Source organism: Aureliella helgolandensis (genome assembly GCF_007752135.1).
Lineage (GTDB): Bacteria > Planctomycetota > Planctomycetia > Pirellulales > Pirellulaceae > Aureliella > Aureliella helgolandensis.
This window is the reverse complement of the sequence record NZ_CP036298.1, coordinates 2,801,107-2,824,048: the sequence shown is the minus strand read 5'-3', so window position 1 is coordinate 2,824,048 and position 22,942 is coordinate 2,801,107. Positions and strand designations below refer to the sequence as shown.

The 22,942-nt window shown below is 55.2% G+C and carries 13 protein-coding genes; 8 read left to right on the top strand and 5 right to left on the bottom strand.

Annotated elements, in window-relative coordinates; translation table 11 throughout:
• Nucleotides 1-503 precede the first annotated feature (503 nt).
• Together Q31a_RS10105 and Q31a_RS10100 are read left to right on the top strand one after the other, a co-directional pair.
• The gene (locus Q31a_RS10105) at nucleotides 504-1,388 is read left to right on the top strand and encodes a hypothetical protein (RefSeq protein WP_145077171.1); all 885 of its coding nucleotides are present in this window, start codon (nucleotides 504-506) and stop codon (nucleotides 1,386-1,388) included.
• 385 nt (nucleotides 1,389-1,773) lie between these two features.
• Nucleotides 1,774-3,351 carry a PP2C family protein-serine/threonine phosphatase gene (locus Q31a_RS10100; RefSeq protein WP_145077169.1) on the top strand — a complete coding sequence of 526 codons (1,578 nt, stop codon included), beginning with the start codon at nucleotides 1,774-1,776 and terminating at the stop codon, nucleotides 3,349-3,351.
• On the opposite strand, the gene Q31a_RS10095 is transcribed toward Q31a_RS10100, so the two are convergent.
• Nucleotides 3,334-4,194 carry an SDR family NAD(P)-dependent oxidoreductase gene (locus tag Q31a_RS10095; RefSeq protein ID WP_145077167.1) on the bottom strand — a complete coding sequence of 287 codons (861 nt, stop codon included), beginning with the start codon at nucleotides 4,192-4,194 and terminating at the stop codon, nucleotides 3,334-3,336. The genes Q31a_RS10100 and Q31a_RS10095 overlap by 18 nt on opposite strands.
• Nucleotides 4,195-4,266: 72 nt before the next feature.
• Here Q31a_RS10095 and Q31a_RS10090 point away from each other — a divergent pair, with 72 nt between their 5' ends.
• A complete protein-coding gene (locus tag Q31a_RS10090) occupies nucleotides 4,267-6,120 on the top strand; it encodes a DUF885 domain-containing protein (RefSeq protein WP_145077165.1) in 1,854 nt (617 codons plus the stop codon).
• 249 nt (nucleotides 6,121-6,369) lie between these two features.
• Here Q31a_RS10090 and Q31a_RS10085 read toward each other — a convergent pair whose 3' ends face one another.
• Nucleotides 6,370-7,464: a Gfo/Idh/MocA family protein gene (locus Q31a_RS10085; protein ID WP_145087083.1), complete on the bottom strand. Its 1,095-nt coding sequence runs from the start codon at nucleotides 7,462-7,464 to the stop codon at nucleotides 6,370-6,372.
• A 351-nt stretch (nucleotides 7,465-7,815) separates the two neighbouring features.
• Here Q31a_RS10085 and Q31a_RS10080 point away from each other — a divergent pair, with 351 nt between their 5' ends.
• From Q31a_RS10080 to Q31a_RS10065, 4 genes are all read left to right on the top strand, one after another.
• On the top strand, nucleotides 7,816-9,039 hold the full coding sequence (locus Q31a_RS10080) for a leucine-rich repeat domain-containing protein (RefSeq protein WP_197356598.1): 1,224 nt from the start codon (nucleotides 7,816-7,818) through the stop codon (nucleotides 9,037-9,039).
• Nucleotides 9,040-9,236: 197 nt separating this feature from the next.
• Nucleotides 9,237-10,424 carry a WD40 repeat domain-containing protein gene (locus tag Q31a_RS10075; protein WP_197356596.1) on the top strand — a complete coding sequence of 396 codons (1,188 nt, stop codon included), beginning with the start codon at nucleotides 9,237-9,239 and terminating at the stop codon, nucleotides 10,422-10,424.
• A 204-nt stretch (nucleotides 10,425-10,628) separates the two neighbouring features.
• A complete protein-coding gene (locus tag Q31a_RS10070) occupies nucleotides 10,629-15,323 on the top strand; it encodes an SdrD B-like domain-containing protein (protein ID WP_197356594.1) in 4,695 nt (1,564 codons plus the stop codon).
• Between the two features lie 414 nt (nucleotides 15,324-15,737).
• Nucleotides 15,738-16,910, top strand: a complete 1,173-nt coding sequence (locus Q31a_RS10065) for a hypothetical protein (protein ID WP_145077157.1) — start codon at nucleotides 15,738-15,740, stop codon at nucleotides 16,908-16,910.
• Between the two features lie 38 nt (nucleotides 16,911-16,948).
• On the opposite strand, the gene Q31a_RS10060 is transcribed toward Q31a_RS10065, so the two are convergent.
• A complete protein-coding gene (locus Q31a_RS10060; protein ID WP_145077155.1) occupies nucleotides 16,949-17,992 on the bottom strand; it encodes a dipeptide epimerase in 1,044 nt (347 codons plus the stop codon).
• Nucleotides 17,993-18,644: 652 nt separating this feature from the next.
• Complete coding sequence (locus Q31a_RS10055; RefSeq protein ID WP_231691136.1) at nucleotides 18,645-20,945, bottom strand: sulfatase-like hydrolase/transferase; 2,301 nt, start codon at nucleotides 20,943-20,945, stop codon at nucleotides 18,645-18,647.
• Between the two features lie 525 nt (nucleotides 20,946-21,470).
• On the opposite strand from Q31a_RS10055, the gene Q31a_RS10050 reads away from it, so the two are divergent.
• Entirely contained in the window at nucleotides 21,471-22,457 is a 987-nt protein-coding gene (locus Q31a_RS10050) for a sugar phosphate isomerase/epimerase family protein (protein ID WP_145077153.1), read from the top strand.
• A 72-nt stretch (nucleotides 22,458-22,529) separates the two neighbouring features.
• Here Q31a_RS10050 and Q31a_RS10045 read toward each other — a convergent pair whose 3' ends face one another.
• Entirely contained in the window at nucleotides 22,530-22,871 is a 342-nt protein-coding gene (locus tag Q31a_RS10045; protein WP_145077152.1) for a polyhydroxyalkanoic acid system family protein, read from the bottom strand.
• Between the last annotated feature and the right edge of the window lie 71 nt (nucleotides 22,872-22,942).

Below are 22,942 nucleotides of genomic sequence, written 5' to 3'. Positions count from 1 at the left end.
CTCAGGGCGTGAGCACCGCCAGCTTGATCTAGGTCCTCTGCTGCTTCATGGAGGTCGAAGTAGCCCCACCCCGTGAGCAAGGCATCAAAGATTGCCTGCCATCGGGACTGGAGATGCTCTTCTCGTGTTGCCCCTGCAAGCTCTCTGAAAACAACACATCGCCCTGCAGGGTTGCAATTGGTAGCCCCATGCCAGGCACGGACGGTGTCGGATTAGAGCAACATGCATGCTTACAAAACGCATCATTCGCGGGGAGCCCTCTGCAATGCATCGCTTCTTTGACGAGCAATCAATTACCGTAAATCCATGGAGACAATCATGTTAGGGCAGCTACCTTCGCAGGCCAACGTACGGCAACCGCGGCGGAGGCGCAGTGATTGCAATTGAGGATTTCTTGGCCCCAGACTTGTTGAGAGGCGGAAGAATTTCGCCACGCTCTCGGTTTGGTTACGCCGCAACCTTAGCGATCCTGCGCCTCAAACTCCTTGCCACGCGATCCTCTGATGCACGCATTCAACCTGTCGAGCCTGGCCAACACCTTCGTCCAACATTCCCATAGCCTGCTGGGCTATCGATGTGTGCCAGCCAGCGAAGCTATCAATTCATACTGGTTGGCGGCGAAATTTCGCCACGAAGAGTGGAGCGGCCGCTTGGCACGTCATCGAACTGCCATCCAGCAGGCAGGCACCTCTGCGCGCATCCAACGCTGGCGCGAGATCTATCCGATTCTCCAGGAGATCCTGCTGGCGGAACCACTCGCAAGATGTGTGGCGTATGTGGCTGCTTTGCTTGAGCACCGGGAACTGAATGCAGATTTCTCGGCGCTGGCCAAGAACACTCTAGCCTCCCATCAAGAGGCGCGGCAACGCTGCTTGCACCTCATCGTTTTTGGTCACGGGTTGTCGGTGGAGAACGCAGTGCGGCTTAATCGACTGCGGGTCCGCATGGAATCCTTAACCGACGACTTGTTAGCATCCTTGCCACCCCTCAGTAGGCTTGGTGAATATTGCTTCGCATCCTCGGCTACAGCCTATGCGCAATCCCAACTGCAAGGGCTGCGAGAACATCCCGTGACCGTTCTAACTCACGCGGTAAGTATTTCCGCAGGACTGAAGCATGGGTTGCCAGGGTTTGTGGACAGCCGCAGTGGATGTGGGCGGTTGAACGAACAGCTCTCCAAGGCGGTTCTCAAGATGTTACCCTCCACCTTGTTCGATAGTTTTGGAGTTCCTCGATCCAGCATTGGCAGCCGACTCTACCTGGATTCCCCGGAGTCGGATGGCCATCGCAACGACTACGAATCGCCACTGGAGCAACCACTAGATATGCTACAACCGGTTACACTCCGCCAAGTCCGCCAGCCTCAACAGCGTCGCTGGCACTCGTAGACGTAGGGTAATGGCTTAGCAACGTGGCCCACTTTATAGACCGAGTAGGCCTAGCCGTCGAAATCGATACGTTCGACAGGCAATGGAAAGACTCTTCGCACCTCTCCCGCTTTAGCCAGTCGCTAAACTCTTCCTAGGTCCGATACCTCGTCTTACTGGGGATCAGTCACATTGGCTCGGCCTCTCCCGTTTGCCGGAATTGACTTTCTGGTTTGCAATTGAGCCGGTGTGTATCACATGGATGTGAATTTGGAAAGACGGACGGAATAGGCTCCCCCTAAAGGTCGCGGTAAGCACAGGTTCATATAAATCGCCCATTCATGGCGTCTTGCGAAGTGCATTCGCTTCAGCTTCAATCGATGAACATCCAGTAAGGAATACCACGGTGGCTAGGAAGCTCCCTGCACATTTGAAGATACATGTCGAAGACCGACAAACCGGTTCGACCAAACAGCCGGAATTTGATCTTGAAAACCTCATGCATTCTTTTGCGGATGCAACTGGTTGGGCTGTTCGCCCCTTGGCCGGAACGCCTCATCATCCGGTAAATGACTTGGATCGCGATCCACCGGTGCGGCCGCTGCGAATGCGAGTCCACTTGGTCAGCACGGCTCCGATGGACGGCATGTTAGATGCAGAGAACTTCGATGACCTTTCCGTCACGAGCGAAGAATCGGCTTGGAACCTGCTTGAGCAGATTGATGCAATGGTCCAGGGGATCGACCGAGCCGAAAAGACGATTGCGGCCCAGGAGGCACAACTCTCCAAGTCGTTGGGAGTCAGCATTCGCAAGGATGAAGCCGAGTTGCTGGCTAGTCGATTGCAGGAGTCGCTCCACCGGGCCGCATTGAAGACGGGCAGTGATGCTGCCGCACTATATCTCTTGGACGACACCACCAGTCAACTGAAGATGCGAAGCAGTTGGGGGATGGCCAGCGGCTCCCTCTCCAAGCCTCCGCGAGAACTGCGTGGCTCCCTGGCTGACTTGGAAGCCCTGATGGGCAATGCAGTGCTCTTGGAGAACATCGCGTTGGCTCCGGAGTGGAATTGCCCAGAAGCCTATGCTGCGGCCATCTGTGTTCCCGTGGGATCGCCTACTATGCCTCACGGTACGATCTGGTTGTGGAGTGACCATGTTCGCGATTTCAATGCTGGCGATATCGATGTGGTGAAGGCTGCCGCTGACAAAATATTGGTCGATATCGAACGCAGTGTTTTGGCCGACGAAGTCCTCAGAAACCGTGGACTCGATCGACAATTGGATGCCGCCGGACTGATCCAATCCGCCCGATTGCCAGTTGCCCAACAGCTCCACGACGATTACCAGCTCGCCGGTTGGACGTTCCAGGGACAATCCTTAGGGGGCAATTTCCACACCTGGACGCTGAACCGCTATGAGCAGATTTGCGCCGCACTAGGTTCGGCCGTGGCCAAGGGGCCCGCGGGTGCCTTGGTCGCCACAAGCGTTCAAACCGTGGTAGAAACCTGCTGGAACTCCAAGCACAAACCGGCTCAAGTCCTGCGTCGCGTTAACGACATTTTGTGGGACACCGCCGCCGGTGACTGGCGGAGCTCGCTGTGCTATCTTCAGATCGAGCCGGAAACCGGGACCATGCAGCTGGCGCTTAGTGGTTCGATCCAAGCGTTTTCAATCTCGAGCTACGGGTTTCGCCGACTCGACGGTACTCCAACGCATCTGGCTGCACAGCCAGACACCACGTTCAAGAACCAAGAGCTGATGTTGGAAGCTGGAGAGTTGCTGTTGTTGGTTTCCGAAGATGTCGTCAGTGGACTTGTCCGGGGCGGGTTCACTCAAGAGGACTTGCTCAGTACCGTACGCGGCATGGCGGATGATCCGGTCGAAGATATCGCAGATCATCTAGCTCGAATGCTGCCGTTGCTGGATGCCGAACGCAACCACGAAATCGACCGCACCCTGCTCGTCCTAAGACGAAGTTTCTAGACCTTCGGTTCGGTAGTTGCCGAGCGATGCGCTGGGATGAGCATGGGGGTCTGCAGAGGGCCCCGCATAGATACTACGCCCACCGTCCACCGGCAACTTGACACCGGTGACAAACGGACTGGTGGCTAAAAACAGAACGGCATGGGCCACATCGGCAGCGGTCCCCTCACGCTGCAACAGGCATTCACGCCGAACCAATTCGCGATGCTCCGGGGAAATGTCCTCAGCCAATTGCACCGGGCCAGGCAGTACCGCATTCACGCGCACGCGTGGATTGCGCGTGGCCAATTCTATGGCCATCGAATCGGTGATCGATGTAACTGCGGCCTTGCTGGGAAAGTAGGCTGCAAAATCTCGATAGGGACGACTCACTGCCCAGTCCCCGATGTTGATAATGGAACCTCCACTTGGCTGTGCGCACATCGCCAGACCAAAATGCTGGCATGTGAGTGCAGTTCCTAGCGCATTGACGCGAAAGTAGCGTTCAAAATCTTGACTCGTCGTCGTCTCCAGAGGCTGTGGATCCCAAATTGCGGCGGAGTTGACCAGCAAGTCGCATCGACCGTACTCCGCATAGACTTGCTTGACCCAGCCCTCGACCGTTGTCTGATCTTCGACGGCGCCAGTAACCAACGACGCGTTCTGCCCCCGTCGCTGCGCCGCCAGCACTGCACCTCGCGCCGCTGGGAGCGAATGGTGTGCATGGAAAACCACGCGAAACTGCTCCTCCAATAAACGCTCGGCAATGCTCCTACCGACCCGTGGTGCTCCGCTGCCAGTTACCACCGCCACAGGTCTTTCGGTGTCGAATAGGCGTTGGTTTCGTGAGCTGGTCGTTTCCATGAGGCGCCTGTTTCGCTAACTTAGGTAGAAAGGCATTTAAGAATCCAGAATCATACCAATCGAGGCACAAAGATGCATCTAGCACGGCAAGCGACAGCCCGTAGGGTCTCCAACCATCGAGGAAGGGCCGCACTACACCGCGTAGCACTGCAGTATGGAAAAGTATGGATCCTGGCATCCACCTTGTGCGTCCTCTGCTCAACGCAGGTTAACGGACAAACCGCTGATAGCGCCTTCGACCAGCTATTTGAGAACTACCATGAGCAATACCTCATTCTCTTCCCATTGGAAGCGACCAACTTTGGCGACGCTCGCTACAACGATCAACTTCAAATCGATATATCAACGGAGTTTGTTGCAAAGAAGCAACATTTCTATCAGCAAACCTTAGACCGCTTACGAGCCCTGGACCGCCCCCAAGCCAGCCCTACCCAACAGTTAATGGCCGAGGTGCTCGAATACGAGTTAGTTACGCGTCTGGCCGGCCTCCAGTTTGGCTTTGAACGCATTCCCTTCAATCAATTCGAGGGCCTGCCGCTGTTTTTCGCACAACTGGGAAGCGGCAGCAGCAGCCAGCCCTTTAAGACCGTGCGAGATTATGATAATTGGCTGCAACGCATGGAACGTTTTAGCGTGTGGTCCAAAGTGGCCATTGAACGCTTTCGGGAAGGCATGCAGGATGACTTTGTGCTACCAGCCATCCTGGTCGAGCGCATGATAACACAGCTGTTGGACGAAACGATCGTCAACGAAGATGTGACTCAGAGTCTGTTCTATCAACCCATCGACAACCTGCCGGCCGAATTCTCAAGTGCCGATAAAAACCGCTTGACCAACGCCTACCGTAAGGCAATTGCAAACTTAGTCCTGCCGGCCTATCGCCAGATGGGCGAGTTCTTGAGGGACGAGTATTTACCCAGTGCACGCCACACGTCGGGTGTGTCCGCCCTTGAGCGAGGTCAAGAAATCTACCAATATTGGGCGGGGTATTGGACCACCACTCATTTGACGCCCGACGAAATATTTGCCCTGGGAGAGAGGGAGGTGGCACGCATTACCGAGGAGATGCAGCAGATCCGTCAGCAGATGCAATTCGATGGTTCCCTACCGGAGTTCTTCGAATATCTCCGCACAGATCCGCAGTTTAAACCGTTTGAATCTGCCGATGAGGTTTTGGCTTTCTTTGGCGGAATGCAGGCGAAACTAGAACCTCAGTTGCCAAGATTTTTCTCCAATACACCTCGCACACCTTTTGAAATTAGGCGGACGGAATCGTTTCGCGAAAAGACGGCTAGCGCCGAGTACATGCCAGGTTCGGCAGATGGCACACGCCCCGGAATTTTCTACGTCCCCATTCCAGATGCCCAGGAGTTTAACATCACTGGCGGGATGGAATCCCTCTTCCTCCACGAGGCACTGCCGGGACACCACTACCAAATTTCGTTGCAACAAGAGAACCCCAAGCTCCCCCAATTCGCTCGTTTTCTGTGGTATGGCGCGTATGGAGAAGGCTGGGCGCTCTACTGCGAGTCGATTGGCGAGGAACTGGGAATGTACACCGATCCGCGCCAGAAGCTGGGCGCGTTGGGAGACGAAATGCATCGTGCGATTCGCCTCGTAGTGGATGTTGGCTTGCACTGGAAAGGCTGGACTCGCGAGCAGGCCATCGAGTACATGATGGCCCATGAATCGATCGATGAGGCGGGAGCGGTAGCCGAAATTGAGCGTTATATGGCTTTCACCGCGCAGGCGCTGAGTTACAAAATCGGGCAACTCAAGATCAGCCAGTTGCGGCGCGAGACGAAGGCGCGTTTAGGCGAGCAGTTTTCACTAGCTGCTTTTCACGACGAAGTCCTGCGCAACGGCGGCTTGCCGTTGAGCATTCTGGAGCGACGTATGGGGCAGTGGACACCGGACGCTAATTAGAAATCTGGAGATACGGCCTCCACTAAGCCATCACCCCATCAGCGCAGGCGGCGTGGGACTCGAGCGTCCCCCGTCGCTAGCGGCATGCTGATATGCTTCTCGCAACCGATGAGCGAGGCACAGGAGCCCTCCACAACTAGCTCGCGGGGCTTGGGAAACAGCCGGGCTGAGGAGGAGAACCTCTGAGCTGACAAGACCAGATAACGTCCTGCCGCTCGTTGGGTACTCTCCGGTAGCGTTCTTCGTCCGCTAGCCCAGGGTGAATTCAGGGAGGCGAACGATCTCGCCGCCCTTAAGTGCCGATTGATGCGCACAGATACCGACGCAGGTCCAATTGGCACTGGTTACGGCATTGGGGAAGGGATCGCGATCCTCCAGCAAGGCATTGGTGAATTCGTTCACCAAGTGCGGGTGCGAGCCCCCGTGACCGCCACCTTGCACGAAGGACAGGTGCTCCGCGTTGTGAATTTCTTGGGGCAACGTAAACTTGCGAATCTCAGGTGGGAGCAGGTGTGCAAAGTCGGGAACTTCGATTTTCTCAGCTATCTCGTTCTCGGGCTTCTTGGCGGTGTGCAAGACATGGGGTTCGTTTTCGATGAGCGTCCATTCGAAACTCTTCTTCGTGCCGTAAACGTCAAAACTCTCTCGGTATTGACGGGCAACATCATATAGGAAACGCCAAATATGCGCCGTTAAGTCTTGGTCCTTGATCTTGATATGGCAAGACTCAACAGCAAACTTGTTGCCGGACTTCTCGGCAATATCTTCGCGGACACTGCCCGACCCAAAACAGCTGACATATTCGGCCAAACCGTTGACCAAGCCTAGGCAGGGGCTCACGACGTGCGTCGCATAGTGCATGGGAATCATTTTTTGCCAGTAATCGGGCCAGCCATCCATGTCCTGTGGGTGCGACGCGGCCAAATGTTGGATCTTGCCCAATTCTCCCTTCTCATACATGTCTTTAATGAACAGAAACTCGCGGCTGTAGACCACCGTTTCTGCCATCATGTACTTCAGCCCAGTCGCCTGCACCTTTTCCACGATTTGTCGGCACTCGTCCAGCGTCGTAGCCATCGGTACGGTGCACATCACATGCTTGCCCGCATCGAGGGCTTTCAACGACATCCAGGCATGATCATTGATGGGGCTGTTAATGTGTACGAAATCGACATCAGGATCTGCCAGCACCTTATCAAACTCGGTATAGCGACGTTCGATGCCAAAGGAGTCTGCGGATTTGTTAAGTTCCGACTCGTTCCGGCGGCAGAGGGCTATGACATTGGTACTGGGATGACTGTGATAAATTGGAATGAATTCGGCACCAAACCCCAGTCCAATCATGGCTACATTCAATGTCTTCGTCACGCGATCTACTCACTACCGAAAAGTTAAAGAGAGACTTTCGTCCTGTATTTCCGACTATCGCCGGGTGTTCCGCTTTAATGTAACGGCTGACCGGTCAAGGCGAAACCATGTTTCCACACCGCCCCTTAAGTCTGCCCAATAAAGAGGAATTCCACTACAATAATCGGTGTTTCGGGCGCTCCATGGGATCGCTTTTAGGCGTTTGGCCCTCAACGTCCAGTTACCTCATCAATGGCCAACGCACTTCAGCCTTCCAACGCCTCCTGTTGGGAGCTTGAATGGCGTCCCCCTGCCCTCTCTCCACATTCCGCATTTAGCAAACCAACTATGAATAATAAATCTACGACGATTCAGCTTCTACTGCCCCAGGCAACGGACAGGTTCACGACCGCTGCTTCCGCGTCGCGTTTTGCAAAAGCAGTCCTCCACCGGTCGTTGCTCGGTTCTGGTTTGGTCGTCATGGCTGTACTGCTGACCGGTTGCAACGGGAAAAAGGCATCTGACCAAACTCCTTCGGACTCGACGGCGCCGTCAGCTGAAACGACTCCCTCCGCCACTCCCCCAGCGGACGCAGCCGTGGCAGAAAAGCTGGAAGGCATGGGATTGAAGCTCGAACGCACCAAGAACGCAGAGGTGGCTGCCGTCAATTGCCTGGGAATCGAAGTAGACGATGCCATGGCAGAGACGCTGGCTCAACTCTCAAGTGTCAAGAAGTTGACCTTGAATCAGTCCAAGATGACCCTCCAGGGCTGGAAGCAACTAGGAAAATTGAAGACGTTGGAACACTTAGACCTGAGAGATTGTTCCCTCGACAACGACCAACTTGCTGCGATTGCTGCAGAAATGCCCCTTCTTCGGTCCCTACGTCTGAATGGCAAATCGGGGGCGACCAGCGTTGATGACGATGGCCTGGCGGTTCTTAAGAACATGCCGCAACTAAAAGTTCTCTCTGCGGACTACTTGTGGGTGAGTGAAGATGGCTTGGCCCATTTAGCCAAGCCCGAACAATTGAGCGAACTGTACCTCGCCAAAACGCTTGTCGACGATACTTCGCTTGAGTTCATTGCGGGATTGACCGGCCTGAAGAAAGCCCGTTTGGCACAGTCTTCCATCTCTTCTGAGGGGCTAAAGTTGCTAGAGAAACTTCCTCTGGAAGATCTCGATATCAGCGAATGCAGTCAGTTGGACGATGCTTCCATGAGTAGTGTTGGCAAGATGACCACTCTCAAGCGACTCAATCTGTGGCGCGTGGCTTTGACGGACGAAGGCATCGCACACCTGGCGAATCTGAACAACCTGGAATGGCTCAATCTTGACAACACCCGTCTGAGTGATGCGGGTGTGGCCTACCTGTCTGGAATGACGAAGCTCAAATTCCTGCACTTGGGATCTACGAGTGTCTCGGATGCCGGACTCGATGCTCTCCATCCTCTAACCAACTTGAAAGATCTCAAGGTCACACGAACTGCGGTGACCGCAGCTGGGGTCGAAGCCGTGGAGCAGGCCATCCCGGGTGTAAGCGTCCAATTGGAGTATATCGAGGGTGAATGAGCCTGCTGCCGCCTCCGCAGCAAGGCTAGCCTAGGCAGCAGTTTCGTTGTGATCACTGCGATTGCGGGTCCACGGCCCGCAGAATCGCTAGAATCGGTAAAGTCGACCAAAACGACTGCATATTACCAGCCAGCCTGGACGATGTAGCTGATTGAGGACATTCCGTCTCTTTCTACTGCACGTCCATGGATGGAACAATGCTTGGCGAACTACTTGCAAACGTCACTTTTAAACGCACTCGGATTGCGTTATCGCAAGCGACTTGGCGACAGGCCGTGGCGACATCGCTGGTACTCACTGGGATTGGGCTGAATCCCTGTCGGGGGGTGGCCCAGGATAATCCGGTCCGGCTCATTACCCGCAATCATTTGGCGACTGATGCAAATGTAGTGCGAAATGTTCCCTCGCGTCCGGTCTCGCTGACGCCACTGGAGGAAAAGCAGGCCGTCCCCGTCGTGACCGCTCTGGCGGCCGACCCGACGGGCGATTTTCTGGCGGTGGCCGGTGATGATCACGCGATACGCATTGTGATGACTTCCACGGGACAAACGATTCGCACGTTGAAGGCGCATACCGACTGGATCCATTCCTTGGTTTTTTCCATGGGGAATGAAATGCAACCAGGGTTCCCTCCAACGCTCTATTCAGCTGGTGACGATCGAGTGGTGATGCAGTGGGAGCAGGGACAGCCCCCGAGAGAGGTGGTTCGATTCCCATTTGCGATTCGATCGCTTTCGCTCAGTACCGAGAAGAACCTGCTGGCCATTGGTGGATTTTCCGATCGAATCATCCTCTGGGACTTAACGCAAAGCAAGTTCAAGCACGTCTTGATGTGCGATTGTGGCGATCAACGCTGTGTTCGCTTTTGCCCAGATGGAGAGCACCTTCTGTGCGGAGGTCGCGATGGCGAAATTGTCGTTTGGAACACCGAATCCGGGGAGGAAATCGCCAAATACCAAGGGCACCGCGGTCGGATCTACACCGCCAGTTTTTCCACCGATGGTGATGTGATCACTAGTGTTGGTACCGACCGTCGTCTGCTGCAGTACGATCTTGTAAATAAACAGCTCCTCCATCGAACCATTGAACTTCCAGCCAAGTTGATGTCGATGTGCTTGATCAATGATAGCGTTGTCGCAATTGCTGGCGCCGACAATTCGATCCAGCTCTACGACTTCCAGGCAGAGGTCGTAATAGCCGATCTGCGGGAACACTTAGGAACGGTGGCTGTAATGTGTCCTTTTCGAGGCTCATTGGCCAGTGGATCATTTGACACGACGGTCAGAATCTGGGATCTAGACAATCTTGATTCTCAGAGAGTCAGAGCTGGTCAACCGGTTAGCTATTCGCCAATCGAGGTTGACGAGAAACTTAGAATTCGATAATCGAGCATAGAGGCTCGATTTTTGTGACCACGGAGGTGTCCGTTGTTTCTGCATAAGCAAGTTAGTCAAGTTGCCCGTTGGATGGCGCGTGGACAGTCTACGTCCGCGCCGACCCTCCTTCCATCGACCCCTTCGGTCAGGTCGAAACGGCAGCGTCGTGCCGACACCCGAACGGTGATGCTAGAAGTGATGGAACCTCGCTGCATGATGGCAGCAGATGTCATCAACATCGGAGCGGTTTACGTCGAGGAAGACCTTGGCAGCGACTTGCACGGGGATCTATTCTACGTCACGTTCAACGGCGGCGCCGATAACACCCAGCTTTCCAAGCTCACTTTCAACGGCGATTTGAATCAGCCTGGCTTTGGAGTTGGCGACCTCTTTTTTGATACCCAAGATGGTGGCTACGGAGCAGACCATTCCTTCGGTTTTCAGATCGAAAAATTGCAGACCGCCAACTCGAACGCCAGCGTAAAAGCGACCGTCCAGGATGGGACTTCGTTGCTGGTCCTGGAATTCACCAATTTTGTGGCCGGTGACCTGCTGGTCTTCTCCATCGATGTGGACGAAGTCCAATATTTTGATCCAGCTGAAACCGATCTCTCCATTACAAACGAGAATTTTGACCCGATCACCTCGGGTGTCGAGTTCCAAAACACACTGTTCCAAGCCGAATTCAGCGCCCCCCACTACGAATTTGTCGAAGGCCAGAGCAAATTCCGCAATCGTTACGACGCCGACTTTGCGGGTACGAACTTGTCACTTCCCGCGGATGACGAGGGGGGAAAGCGAGACCGAACGGCCGGTACGGCGCTGCAGCTTCAACAAGTTCCCAAGCCCATCTCCCTGGGTGGAATCGTCTATCAAGACCGCAATGAAGACCTGACCCTGCAGAGCACCGACACGCGTATCGCGGGTGTCAACCTGGAGTTGTTCCGTCTCGAGAACGGAAAGTACGTCACCACCGGCTATCAGACGACCACCGACTCACAAGGACGCTATGAGTTCGGAACTCAACTAGGCTTGCAGCCCGGTACCTATCAAGTTCGTGAGACGCAACCGGCGAACTACTACAGCGTCGGAGCGACCCCCGGGAAGCTCGATGGAGCAACTGTCGGCAATACCGTCGCCAACGATCCAGACGTGTTAACGGAAGTCAAGATTCTGTTGGGCGACCAACATGTCAAAGACCTGAACTTTGCAGAGAATCTACCGTCGACACTCAGTGGAAAAGTGTGTGTCGTCACCAGTGGAGACGACTGCCACGATGCGAATGCGACCAAAGCCCCACTTGCGGGAGTCTTGATCGAATTGCGGGATGCATCCGGTACGGTCATCGCCACGCAGCGCACCGACGCAAATGGACGCTATGAGTTCATCGGCTTGCATTCGGGTGTGTATAGCATCACCGAATACACTCCCACCGGTTTATTGGATGGCGATGCCCTGGCCGGCAGCCTGGGTGGCATCGTCAATGGTGGCGGTCTGATAACGCAGATCGTTTTGACCGGAGACACCCGTGGTGTCAACTACGACTTCTGTGAGCTCACTCCAGCGGAACTGAGTGGTCATACTTTTTACGACCAAAACAACAATGGTCGTCGCGACAGTGGCGAATCTCCACTTTCCAATGTTGTGGTGGTCCTGTGGGATGCAGACGGGGCGAAAGTCGCCGAGACTCGTACCGATGCGCAGGGCTATTACAAATTCACGGGCCTACCGCCTGGTGTCTACCGCGTTACCGAACAAACCCCCGCTGATTACATTCCTGGCAAGGCAGATGTGGGAACCGTTGGAGGTCAGCGCGTTGGAGTCAGTGATTCCACTGGGGACGTGATCGCTTCGATTAAGCTCGGCGCGGGCGGCGTGGGACTCAACTACGACTTCGGCGAAATTCTGCCCGGCAGCATCGCAGGTCGCGTGATCTCCGACACCAACGGTAACTGCATCATCGACGCTGCTGGAGAAATGCCACTCTCTGGCGTACGTATCGAGTTGCTCGATCAATCGGGAACCGTCCTCCAAACAACGCTAACCGATGCCGAGGGACGCTACACATTCGACGACCTACTCCCCGGCAACTATTCCATCCGAGAGATCCAGCCCGCGGGCTATTTTAACGGCGATCACCATGCCGGCAGTGGTGGAGGAGACGACTCAATCGAAGACCTCGTTACTTCGATCATCATCCAGCCAGGACAAGATGTAGTCGACTACGATTTCTGCGAACTGCCACCCGGCTCGATTGCAGGTAACGTCTACGTAGACAGTGATCAGGATTGCATCTTAGATGCTGGAGAGAAGATGCTGTCCGGCGTTACCATCACGCTTCTCAACGCCAACGGACAGGTTGTCGCGACAACCCAAACCGATGCCAATGGGGCCTACCTATTCCAAGGCTTAGAGCCTGGCGTTTACACCGTCCGCGAGTCGCAGCCAGCTGGCTACCTGCAGGGCAGTCAGAAAGCCGGTTCTGGGGGCGGCAACGATTCTCAACAGGACGTCGTCTCCGCCATTGCACTGAATCCAGGAGCCGCCCTGGTCAACTACGATTTCTGTGAGATTGAACCAGCCACGATTGCCGGCACCGTATTCGTCGATAGCGACGACGACTGCTATTTTGATAGCAATGAAGAGCCTCTTGCGGGCGTAACCGTCGAATTGCTAGACGCCAATGGCAACGTGTTGATGAGCACGGTGACCGATGCGCAAGGTAACTACCAATTTGCCGGGCTAGCACCGGGTAGATACGCCGTCCGCGAATCACAACCCACCGGATATTTTCAAGGCGGTCAAAAGGCTGGCTCCGGAGGCGGCAACGACTCCGTCGAGGATGTTATTTCAGCCATTGACATCTCCCCTGGTGCCGACCTTATCGACTACGATTTCTGCGAAGTGCTTCCTGGCTCGATTTCGGGCTCAGTCTTTGTCGACCTGGACTTCGATTGCGAGCAGGATCCCAACGAGAGCTCCCTGCAGTCGGTCCAAGTTGACCTGCTCGATGCCCAAGGAAACGTCCTGGCAACAACCACCACCGCCGCAGACGGAACCTACACGTTCGCCGGTCTGCGTCCTGGCACCTATTCGGTGCGTGAACATCAACCGATCGGATTGTTTCATGGCGGTCAAGTTGCACCCACTACAGGCGGTGACGCCAGTGTCGCTGATCTGATCAGCGGGATTCAATTGTCGGGTGGGCAACACATTACCGACGCCAATTTCTGCGAAGTTCCTCCCGTGGAGATCAGTGGGTATGTCTTCCAAGATGGACCAGACATCACCAACGCAACCGGTACGGTCCCAGACGATCGCTATTCGGTACGCGACGGCAAACGCACCAGCGACGACACTCCGCTGGCAGGCGTCACGCTACAGCTCCGCTTGGTCACGGGTGCTCAAGCCGGTGCTTCGAGCGCTCTTCCCGGCTACTATTCCGGGGATGTGATTGAGGTCACTACCGATGCCAATGGTTATTATTCATTCCCTGGCTTGCGAGCCGGGGCTTACATCGTTTTTGAAATTCAGCCCAAGGACTATGTTGATAGTCTCGACAGGCCTGGAACGCTGGGGGGGGTGACCCTCAATTCCCAATCTGAAGTCGATGCATTCTTCAATGCCTTCCCATCCTCGACACTTCGTCAGTTCTCCGCAGGACAAATGATGGATGCCGTGGTGGGAATCAATTTGAATCCTGGTGAATCTTCCCAAGAAAACAACTTTAGTGAAGTCAGAGCCAAATCGGTTCTACCACCACCACCTTTGCCGCCGACGCCACCGGACGTCGAAAAGGTAGTGATCGTGCCTCCGCTGTACATCCCACCACAACCCATCTTAGCTACGCCACCGACCTGGTCCCCCCTTCCGCTGGAGATCGGATTTGGACACTCGTCGCCTCCAACATGGCACTTGAGCGTTATCAATGCCGGCTACCCGCGGGGCCTCCGTAACGGTGAACCTGTTTCCGAAACAACCGTGGCAGAGAATGCTGAGAAGCTCGATTTGAAGTCGTGGACTGTCGACGGGATGAAGCGAACCAACGAGTCTTGGAGATCCATCAGCACCAATGCGGAGTCGCGCATCCAGAACAACGATGTGTTCCACATGGAAGAGGGGCAGCCACTCGCCGGCGATTTCAATGGTGATGGTGTCGACGAGATTGCCCTCTTCGCAGACGGAGAATGGTTTATCGATCTCAATGGAAATGGTGTCTGGGACGAAGATGACATTTGGCTCCGCATGGGTAACAAGGGAGACCAACCGGTTGTAGGCGACTGGGACGGCGATGGGAAATCGGACGTTGGAATTTTTGGAGAGCAGTGGGACGGTGATCAACGGGCCATCGCTGCCGAACCTGGATTGCCCGATCCTGACAACTTGACCCGCGCTCGATTCAAGAACGTGCCTCCGTCCTCCGAAGAGGCACCAGACACTCCACGTCTCCTCAAGAGAAGCCGTGATGGGGAGGCGCGGGCCGATTTGATCGACCACGTCTTCCGCTTCGGAAGTGGTAAAGACATTGCTGTCAGTGGTGATTTCAATGGCGATGGAATTGCAACCATTGGGGTGTTCCGCGACGGTCAGTGGAGATTGGACGTGAATGGCGATGGAAAACTAACCTCAGACGACGAACAGCATGAATTTGGTGCCGAGGGTGATCTTCCGCTCGTGGGAGACTTCGATGGCGATGGTATCGAAGAGCTAGCAATCGTCCGTGGCAATCAAGTCTTCGTAGACTCCAATGGCAACGGGCAGATCGACGCCACCGACCAAGTCTTCGAAATCGACTCGAGCACTGGCACCGTCTTGGTTGGTGACTTTGATGGCGATGGTCTTGATGAACCGATCGTTCACCAATCGTCCTCACAACAGCGTGTCCTGCAAGCCCGGCGGGCCATGTAGAACAGGCTACACCACGTTTCCCCTGCTTCTCCGCCGGTTTGCGCACTCCTTCCATCCGCAGCAAGCTGCACAACCCTCTAATCCTGCGACAAGGGCGTCCGGATGGATGGGTGCGGTGGCGGCAACCTGCCCTTGCCCCGCCATGCCCCTGCGGCCTTAGAGCGGTCGCTAGCTTCCACTTCTGGCTACAAGGCCCGTTCTGGCTACAAGGCTCGTGCCCCCGTGCCGAGAGCCCACGCGAGGCCGCATGCCTCCTCCGTCGAATATCTCCGCTGGTCTGAAAGAAGAACTGCGGACACAGTCCCCAAACGGCCGACAATATTACTGTCGCTGCTTTCTCCGTGCTAGGTTGGAAAGCAGAGACGCTGTGGGCGGGCAAGATCGACAGATGGATGGTTTTGAGCGAGCTTCGTAATGCAAAGTGCTTTTCACTCGTTGCTCAGCATCCTGCTTGTCCTCAGCTCCCTGCATACCGTTTGCAGTCAAGCAACTGCCGTGGAGCCCATTCGGGTCGAAGGCGTCTCCTCGCGTGACGTGCGCAATCAAGCCATTCATGCGGTTCCTCTCCATCAACTCAACCCGCAAGCTCAAGTGTTGGTGCGCGACGTGCTGGACAACCCCAGCTATTTCCGACGCATGCCCGCTCAAGAGATCGAATGCGACCCCCAAATGTTTAACTTTCTGGTCCGACGACCAGAGGTCATGGTCAACATGTGGGAAATGATGGGGATCACCAACGTCACCGCTCAGCGGCGCAGTCCCGCTTCGTTCGTGGCGGACGATGGTGCTGGAACTAGCTGCAAAGCAGATCTGCTCTTCGCCAGCGACAACGTTCACGTCTACTACGGCAATGGAGTCTACGATGGCAGCATGTCGCCGCGGAGAGTCCCTGGTCGCTGTGTGTGCGTGTTGCATTCTCAAGACCGGGGAATCGTCGACGGTGAACCCACCATGGCAGGCGTCATGGACGTCTTCCTCAAACTCGACAACCTAGGCGCCGATATCCTCACCAGGACCCTCGGACCGCTCGTTGCCAAGACAGCCGACTTCAATTTCGCGGAAACCGCCAAATTCATGTCGCAGATATCGAGAATTTGCACTCAAAGCCCAGCCAGTGCTCAGACACTCGCGATGAAACTCGACAAAGTCGATGAGTCGGTGCGGCAGGAATTTTCCTCAGTGGCTGCAAAGGTTTCGCGAGACAAATTGCAGCGAATTAGCGGTCCATCTCCAGGTTATTCCTCCGCCACAGAGACTCCCTTGCACGAGCGGCCGTCGGCAAATCGAATCTCACAGGCACGCAGCCCTGAAACTGCCGACGAAATCAGTACTGCCGAGACTTACGCCTCGGGGCGCACGGGCGAGCAGCCCCAAGCTTCACCAGAATCATCATCCTCGGCACTAACGCTCATGGGCAACCCTGCGTCACGACAGGCAAAATCGGCTCCATCTGCTATCTCGCTCTCCGATACCACTCCGCATTCGTCTCCACGTAGCGAAACATCGACAGCGGAACCTCTCCATCTAAGCGATTCGCCGCTTTCGCCAGTCAGGCCTGTGAAGTCGCATGCTTTCATGCGGCGCTAACGCTGCCCCGGGTTGCCTTCGAGATAGTCACCGTGGGGCTAGAAGCGGCCGTCTAGCAACTGCACTCCCAAACCAGGCGCACTGGGCAATTGGCAATAGCCAGCCGACCATTCCAGCCCACTGGCAATGTCCTTGGCCAGCAAGAGTGCGCCATCTAAATCAGCAAAATCGAGCAGTGGCAGCAAATGCACTCCCGCTGAGATCCCAATGCTCGATTCGGTCATACAACCCACCATCACGCGCAAGCCATTTTGCTTGGCCCGCGCGATCATTCGCCTGGCTGGGGTTAACCCGCCACACTTCACCAATTTGATGTTGATCGCATCGAAACCTTCGATGCAACGATCCACATCCGCTTCCACTTGGCAACTCTCATCAGCCATCAGGGGCAAGGCACACTTGCCCTTCAACAACTTCATCTCCTCGTAGGCATCGGCCGGGAGCGGTTGTTCAATCAGCTCGACATTGAGCGTTTGCAGTTCCTCCGCCCAGCCCTTGACCTGCGCCGCTTGCCAAGCGCAGTTGGCATCCACTCGAAAAATCGGGTTCACTTGCTGACGGGTCGTTTCTTCGCGGAGCGCACGAACAAGGTCCATCCCTCCAGACGCATTCAGCTTGATTTTGTATACGGGCCAATTCGGTTGATTCTGCATTTTGCGAACCATAACCTCCGGGGTATCGATACCAATCGTAAAGCAACTCGGTGGGTACGGAGACTTTTCATCGAATCCCCACAGCTTCCACAGCGGCATGCCTTGGGATTGAGCATAGATATCCCACACGGCACAATCCAACGCGCATTGGGCAAAGCGACATTCCTGAAGTTCGCCATCCAACTCCTTCCACAACTCCGCTGGATTCTCCAAGCGATAGTCGGCGATTCGCGGAGCGATCTTAGCCAACGCCCGCTCCATGCGTTCGAGCGTAATTCCGTAATATTCATTGGTCGTGGCTTCGCCGTATCCGAACAGGCCCTCATGCTCCACCTGAACGATCAGAGTTGGCTGGACGGTAACCGTACTACGAGAAATGGTGAACGGATCACGCAACGGAAGATCAAAGCTCTTACAAGTAACGCGCACAGAAGACTCCAGAACAGTAAAGCGGGACCTCAACTCAATGAATGCGTTTAGTTTGGCGCTGAACCGCGAGTTTTTCTAGTGGTGTGCCGCGGGAAGCTGGCGTAAACGGCTTCGCATCGCGTGAGTCAACCAAGGAGTCATGCAAGGGAGACAGCCACCCACTCGCTGACGGGGCAATGCACGCCAGCACAACGCCATGGTTGATCGCAATCGCAACCTGTGGCGTCCGAAGTTGTCGAGCCGATCCGTGACAGCTTGCAACCTGCGAAAGACGACGCCCTTACGGACACCTTGCCGGTGCAGAAGGCAACATTGCTGTTGCGATTTCGCTCTCGATCAATCGAAAGCGATCAATCGAAAGCATAGTGAGCTACAAGATCAGTGAGCTAAAAGAGCTGGCTGGCGGGCCCGCCAGCCCCGTGACTAGCCCCCCCTCCCTCTTGAATCTGCCAGCCGTTTGCGGTTCCGATGCAACTCGTCCAGCAGGCACCAAAGTAGCGGACACAACAACCTGGAACCATCGCATGTTCTGCAGGATTGCCGCTGCTGCCTTCGCCGCTGGTCAACGGCACCCCGCCTCGAGAGCTAGTGCAGTTTCACTAAGCTGTCGTGATTCAGGGTGCGCTCAACCGACCATCTGGCTGACGGGGGACTACAGCCCCAATGCCTTCAGCGTGGGCTCCAGTGCATTGGCCCAACGCCGATAGCCGGTTTCATTCAGATGCAGCAGGTCGGGCATAATCTCCCGGCTGATCGTTCCATCCGCTTCGAGAAACTGATCGCCCACTTCGAGAAACTGCACCCGTTCACCGTCTGCGAAACGTCGAATGTGCTGGTTAATAGCAACATTATTGAGGCGCATTTCATCAAACTCATTGGGACCGCGTGGAAAAATGCCATGCAGCACCACCTTGGTATCTGGAAGTTTATCGGCGAGGATCTCGAGAATCCGTTCGACCCCCGCAGCAACTTCTGCGGGATCTTGCAGGACATGCCCCGTATTGTTGGTGCCAATCATCAACACCGCCACCTTAGGCTTGATTTTGGCGAGATTGCCATGGGTCAATCGCCAGATCACGTTCTCGGTTTTGTCGCCCCCGATGCCAAGGTTCAGTGCTTTTCGATCCCCGTAGAATTCGTCCCACACTTTCCTGCCGCCGCCCTCCCAGCCTTGCGTGATCGAATCGCCGATGAAGACCAGGTCCACATCGCCCTGCCTAGCACGTTCGGTCATGGATCGATCGCGCTTGGCCCAATTGGGTTCATCGCCGCGTGTCGCGGGAAGCGCGGCGCTATTCACCTCGTAGAACTGCCGCAAGTCGCGATAGCGTTTCTGCATGCCAGCCAAGATATCGGCATAGGCGGGATCGGCATGCACGCTCTGCATTTCCTGAGGATCTTTTTCGAGGTCAAACAAATTCCACTCACGACCTCGCGGGAAAAACATCAATTTGTAGCGTTCTGTTCGCACGCCATCGTGCTGCGGGACATTGTGAACGGCAGCGTTTTCGTAGTAGGCGTAGTAGATCGCATCGCGCCAGGCCGTCGACGGCTGACCTTGGTTCTTCAACATCTCGACCATGCTCCGACCCTGCATTTCAGCCGGAATATCGGCTCCCGCTAGATCGAGGAAGGTTGGCCCATAGTCGATATTTTGAATCAGAGCTTGCGACTCAATGCCCGGATTGATCACGCCGGGCCAACGGATGAGAAACGGCATGCGCAGGGATTCTTCAAACATCCATCGCTTGTCATACCAACCGTGCTCTCCGAGATAGAACCCTTGGTCAGAGCTGTAAATTACAATCGTATCGTCAGCCAATTCCTCTTGGTCGAGGTAATCCAACAATTGTCCAACGCTATCGTCGACCGCCTGAATGCACGCCAAGTAATCCTTGATGTAACGCTGATATTTCCAGCTCAAGATAGCATCATCAGACAGCTTGCCAGCTTCCATGTCCGCTAGAAAGGCCTGATTGAGCGGCTCATAGACTGCGTCCCAGGCTGCTTTCTGCTCGGGGTTCATTCTTTTGTATTCCCCGTTCGGCAAACCGGACGCGAAGCTCTTGGGGTACTCGTTCTCCCCATGAAACTTCATATCGTGCCCCCAGTAGAAATGCTCCGCCAACGACATCTCGTTTTCTTTGAGCAACTTGCTACGACCAGCGTAGTCATCCCGTAGGGAGTCGGGTTCGGGAATCGTCTGATCCGCATACAACGAGTAGTAGCGGGGTGGTGGAGACCAATTGCGATGGGGCGCCTTGTGCTGGCACATCAGCACAAAGGGCTTATTCGGATCTCGCTTCTCCTTGAGCCACGACAGAGCGTTGTCGGTAATAATGTCCGTGCAATAACCTTCGTAGCGTTTGCGTTTCCCGTCCATCGTTAAAAAATCGGGATTGTAGTAGCTTCCCTGACCTGGCAAGACTTCCCAAAAATCGAATCCAGTGGGATCGCTCGACAAGTGCCATTTGCCGATCAGGGCCGTTTGGTACCCGGCCTGTTGCAACAGTTTTGGAAACGTGGTTTGCGTTCCATCGAACTGGTTTCCGTTGCGTAAAAAGCCGTTTTTGTGGCTATGTTTGCCAGTGAGAATGCAAGCGCGCGACGGGCCGCAAATGGAATTGGCGCAAAAGGAATTTTGGAACACGGCCCCTTCTTTGGCAATTCGGTCCAGATTGGGTGTCTGATTGATTTTTGAACCATAGGCGCCAATGGCCTGCAAGGCGTGGTCGTCGGAAAAAACGAACACGATATTGGGCTGAGCACTCCACGCTTTGGTTGGCGAAAGCGCCAACAAACACATTCCGAGGGCTAACCATCCGACCGTCCTCAATCGCCTGCCCCACCGACTTTTGAGCGATGGACATGGGTGCGTGGCAGCTGAGGCTCGGGGCTGAAACGCTGCGGCGTTTCTCTCCGTGGCCAGGTAGAGTGGGGGAGGCGTTTGCATGGTGCGTTTCCTAACCAAGATTGGTAGTCGTTCGAGTCGGTACTGCTCCGCGAGAGCCCACAAACATCTGCTCCTTCGGCGTGCCGGAAGATGCATGTCCGCGGTGGTGCGATGAAGCGATTGCAGCAAGATGATGCAGTACAGATTAGGGGATCTCGCAGCGCTTCACAAGTTCCCACCAGAACCGCTGCCGACTCGCTTCGCTCTCACCGCCACAAGGGCATTCGGGCGACGGTACTGCTCCAGCAATTTTTCCTCTGCCGGCGTATCCCGCCAAGCCCCAGAATAGGAGAGACAATGGTACACTAACGCGTCGTCCAGTCTTGAAAGTTTGGGCAGCGGTAGTGGTCCAGGCGACGAGCCCGCTCGAACAATCCTTGGGGCTAGGCCTCCTGGAGTAGGTTGGCACCCCTTGGATTGGAGAAGGATGGATCACGACTGGTGGGTTTCAGCTCCGCAGCTGAGGACAGTCCAAACTGGCGTTGGCACAGAGCCGCTCCATTGCACTCTTTGAGGATTCTACAGATGAAAGACTCTCGCAGAAATTTTCTGTCGACAGCCATCGCCGCCGGCGCGTTGGTTCCCCTGAGCCAAGCTGTCGCCAATTCCCAAGAGGTGTCCGCCCACCCAGGCTCCGGTGCCCGCCAGACCTATCCCATCGTGCTATCCACTTACTCGCTGTGGCGTTTTCACAATGAGGAATTCCGCGATTTTGACAAGTGCATCGACCTGGCCGATGAGATGGGCTTTGATGGCATCGAATTGCTACTCTACCAACTCGAACAAAACGAACTGCTAAGCCACTCCAAGATGATGTCGTACAAACGGCACGCCTTGCGACTGGGGTTGCCCATTGTCGGCATGTCGACGCACCAGGGATTTGTAACCCCCGATCGCGAACTCCGCCGCCAAAACATCGATCGCACGATTGGCCAAATCGAACTGGCCTACACCTTAGGCATCCCGACCATGCGGGTGAACACCGGACGTTGGGGAACATCCGGCAGCTTTGATGCATTGATGGCGAATCGGGGAATCGAGAAACCGCTGGCGGGCTACACCGACGAAGACGCGTTCCCCTGGGTGATCGAAGCTTTGGAGGCTTGTATCCCAACTGCGGAGCGTTGCGGAATCGTAATGGCTTTGGAAAACCATTGGGGACTCGGGCTTACACCCGAAGGAATCCTCAGGATCGTCAATGCAGTCGATTCCCCTTGGTTGCAAATCACGACAGATACGGGGAACTTCTTAGAAGAACCGTACACACGTCTGGAGAAGATCGCGCCGCAGACCATCTTTGTCCAGGCGAAGACATACTATGGAGGCGGAGAGTGGTATGCACTGGACCTCGACTACCCGCGCATCGGGGAGATTCTACGAAAGCACCACTATCGCGGATTTATCTCGCTCGAATTTGAAGGGAAGGAAGACTACCGAACAGCCATCCCCAAGAGCTTGGAATTGCTCAGGAATGCATTCCCACGCAACGCTCCCAGCAACCCACCGGCGTGACTCGATTTTGCGCGAGACCAACGGTAGGTTGTCAGCCGGATAGAGTACAGTCCCTTTACAGCGACTCCCCCGTTAGGCCGCCCGGCGCAGTGGCGAACTGAAGAGTTCCTGAGCCACGTGGCCAGTAATAGTCTGCTTCATTTTCCCAGCAAAAACCTTGGCAGAATCGGGTACAGTCCCATGGAGCGATACCTGATCATCAAAGACCTCTGCCGTCCAATGCACCACGTAACCGTAGGCCGCAAAGTCGACGTCGATGCGATGGTTTTTAAAATGCATTTTCAACTGATGCACTTGCTGCGGGAAACGCTGGGCTAGGTTGACGGCTAGGTTGTGCAGACGCTCAACCGCGACTTCTTGGCCCAGACTGTGCTGAACATTGGAATCAATTTCAATCATGATCGAAGAACTCACTGACTTCGCTAAATCCTACTTTACTCATGGCGTTGGATAGGCGTGTCTAGACTTAAAGAACACTGTTGGCC

Coding starts and splice junctions, on each gene's coding strand:
- Q31a_RS10090 (WP_145077165.1), top strand. CDS start 4,267: ATGCATCTAGCACGGCAAGCGACAGCCCGTAGGGTCTCCAACCATCGA.
- Q31a_RS10080 (WP_197356598.1), top strand. CDS start 7,816: ATGAATAATAAATCTACGACGATTCAGCTTCTACTGCCCCAGGCAACG.
- Q31a_RS10085 (WP_145087083.1), bottom strand. CDS start 7,464: ATGATTGGACTGGGGTTTGGTGCCGAATTCATTCCAATTTATCACAGT.
- Q31a_RS10055 (WP_231691136.1), bottom strand. CDS start 20,945: ATGCAAACGCCTCCCCCACTCTACCTGGCCACGGAGAGAAACGCCGCA.
- Q31a_RS10105 (WP_145077171.1), top strand. CDS start 504: ATGCACGCATTCAACCTGTCGAGCCTGGCCAACACCTTCGTCCAACAT.
- Q31a_RS10095 (WP_145077167.1), bottom strand. CDS start 4,194: ATGGAAACGACCAGCTCACGAAACCAACGCCTATTCGACACCGAAAGA.
- Q31a_RS10070 (WP_197356594.1), top strand. CDS start 10,629: ATGATGGCAGCAGATGTCATCAACATCGGAGCGGTTTACGTCGAGGAA.
- Q31a_RS10050 (WP_145077153.1), top strand. CDS start 21,471: ATGAAAGACTCTCGCAGAAATTTTCTGTCGACAGCCATCGCCGCCGGC.
- Q31a_RS10075 (WP_197356596.1), top strand. CDS start 9,237: ATGCTTGGCGAACTACTTGCAAACGTCACTTTTAAACGCACTCGGATT.
- Q31a_RS10065 (WP_145077157.1), top strand. CDS start 15,738: ATGCAAAGTGCTTTTCACTCGTTGCTCAGCATCCTGCTTGTCCTCAGC.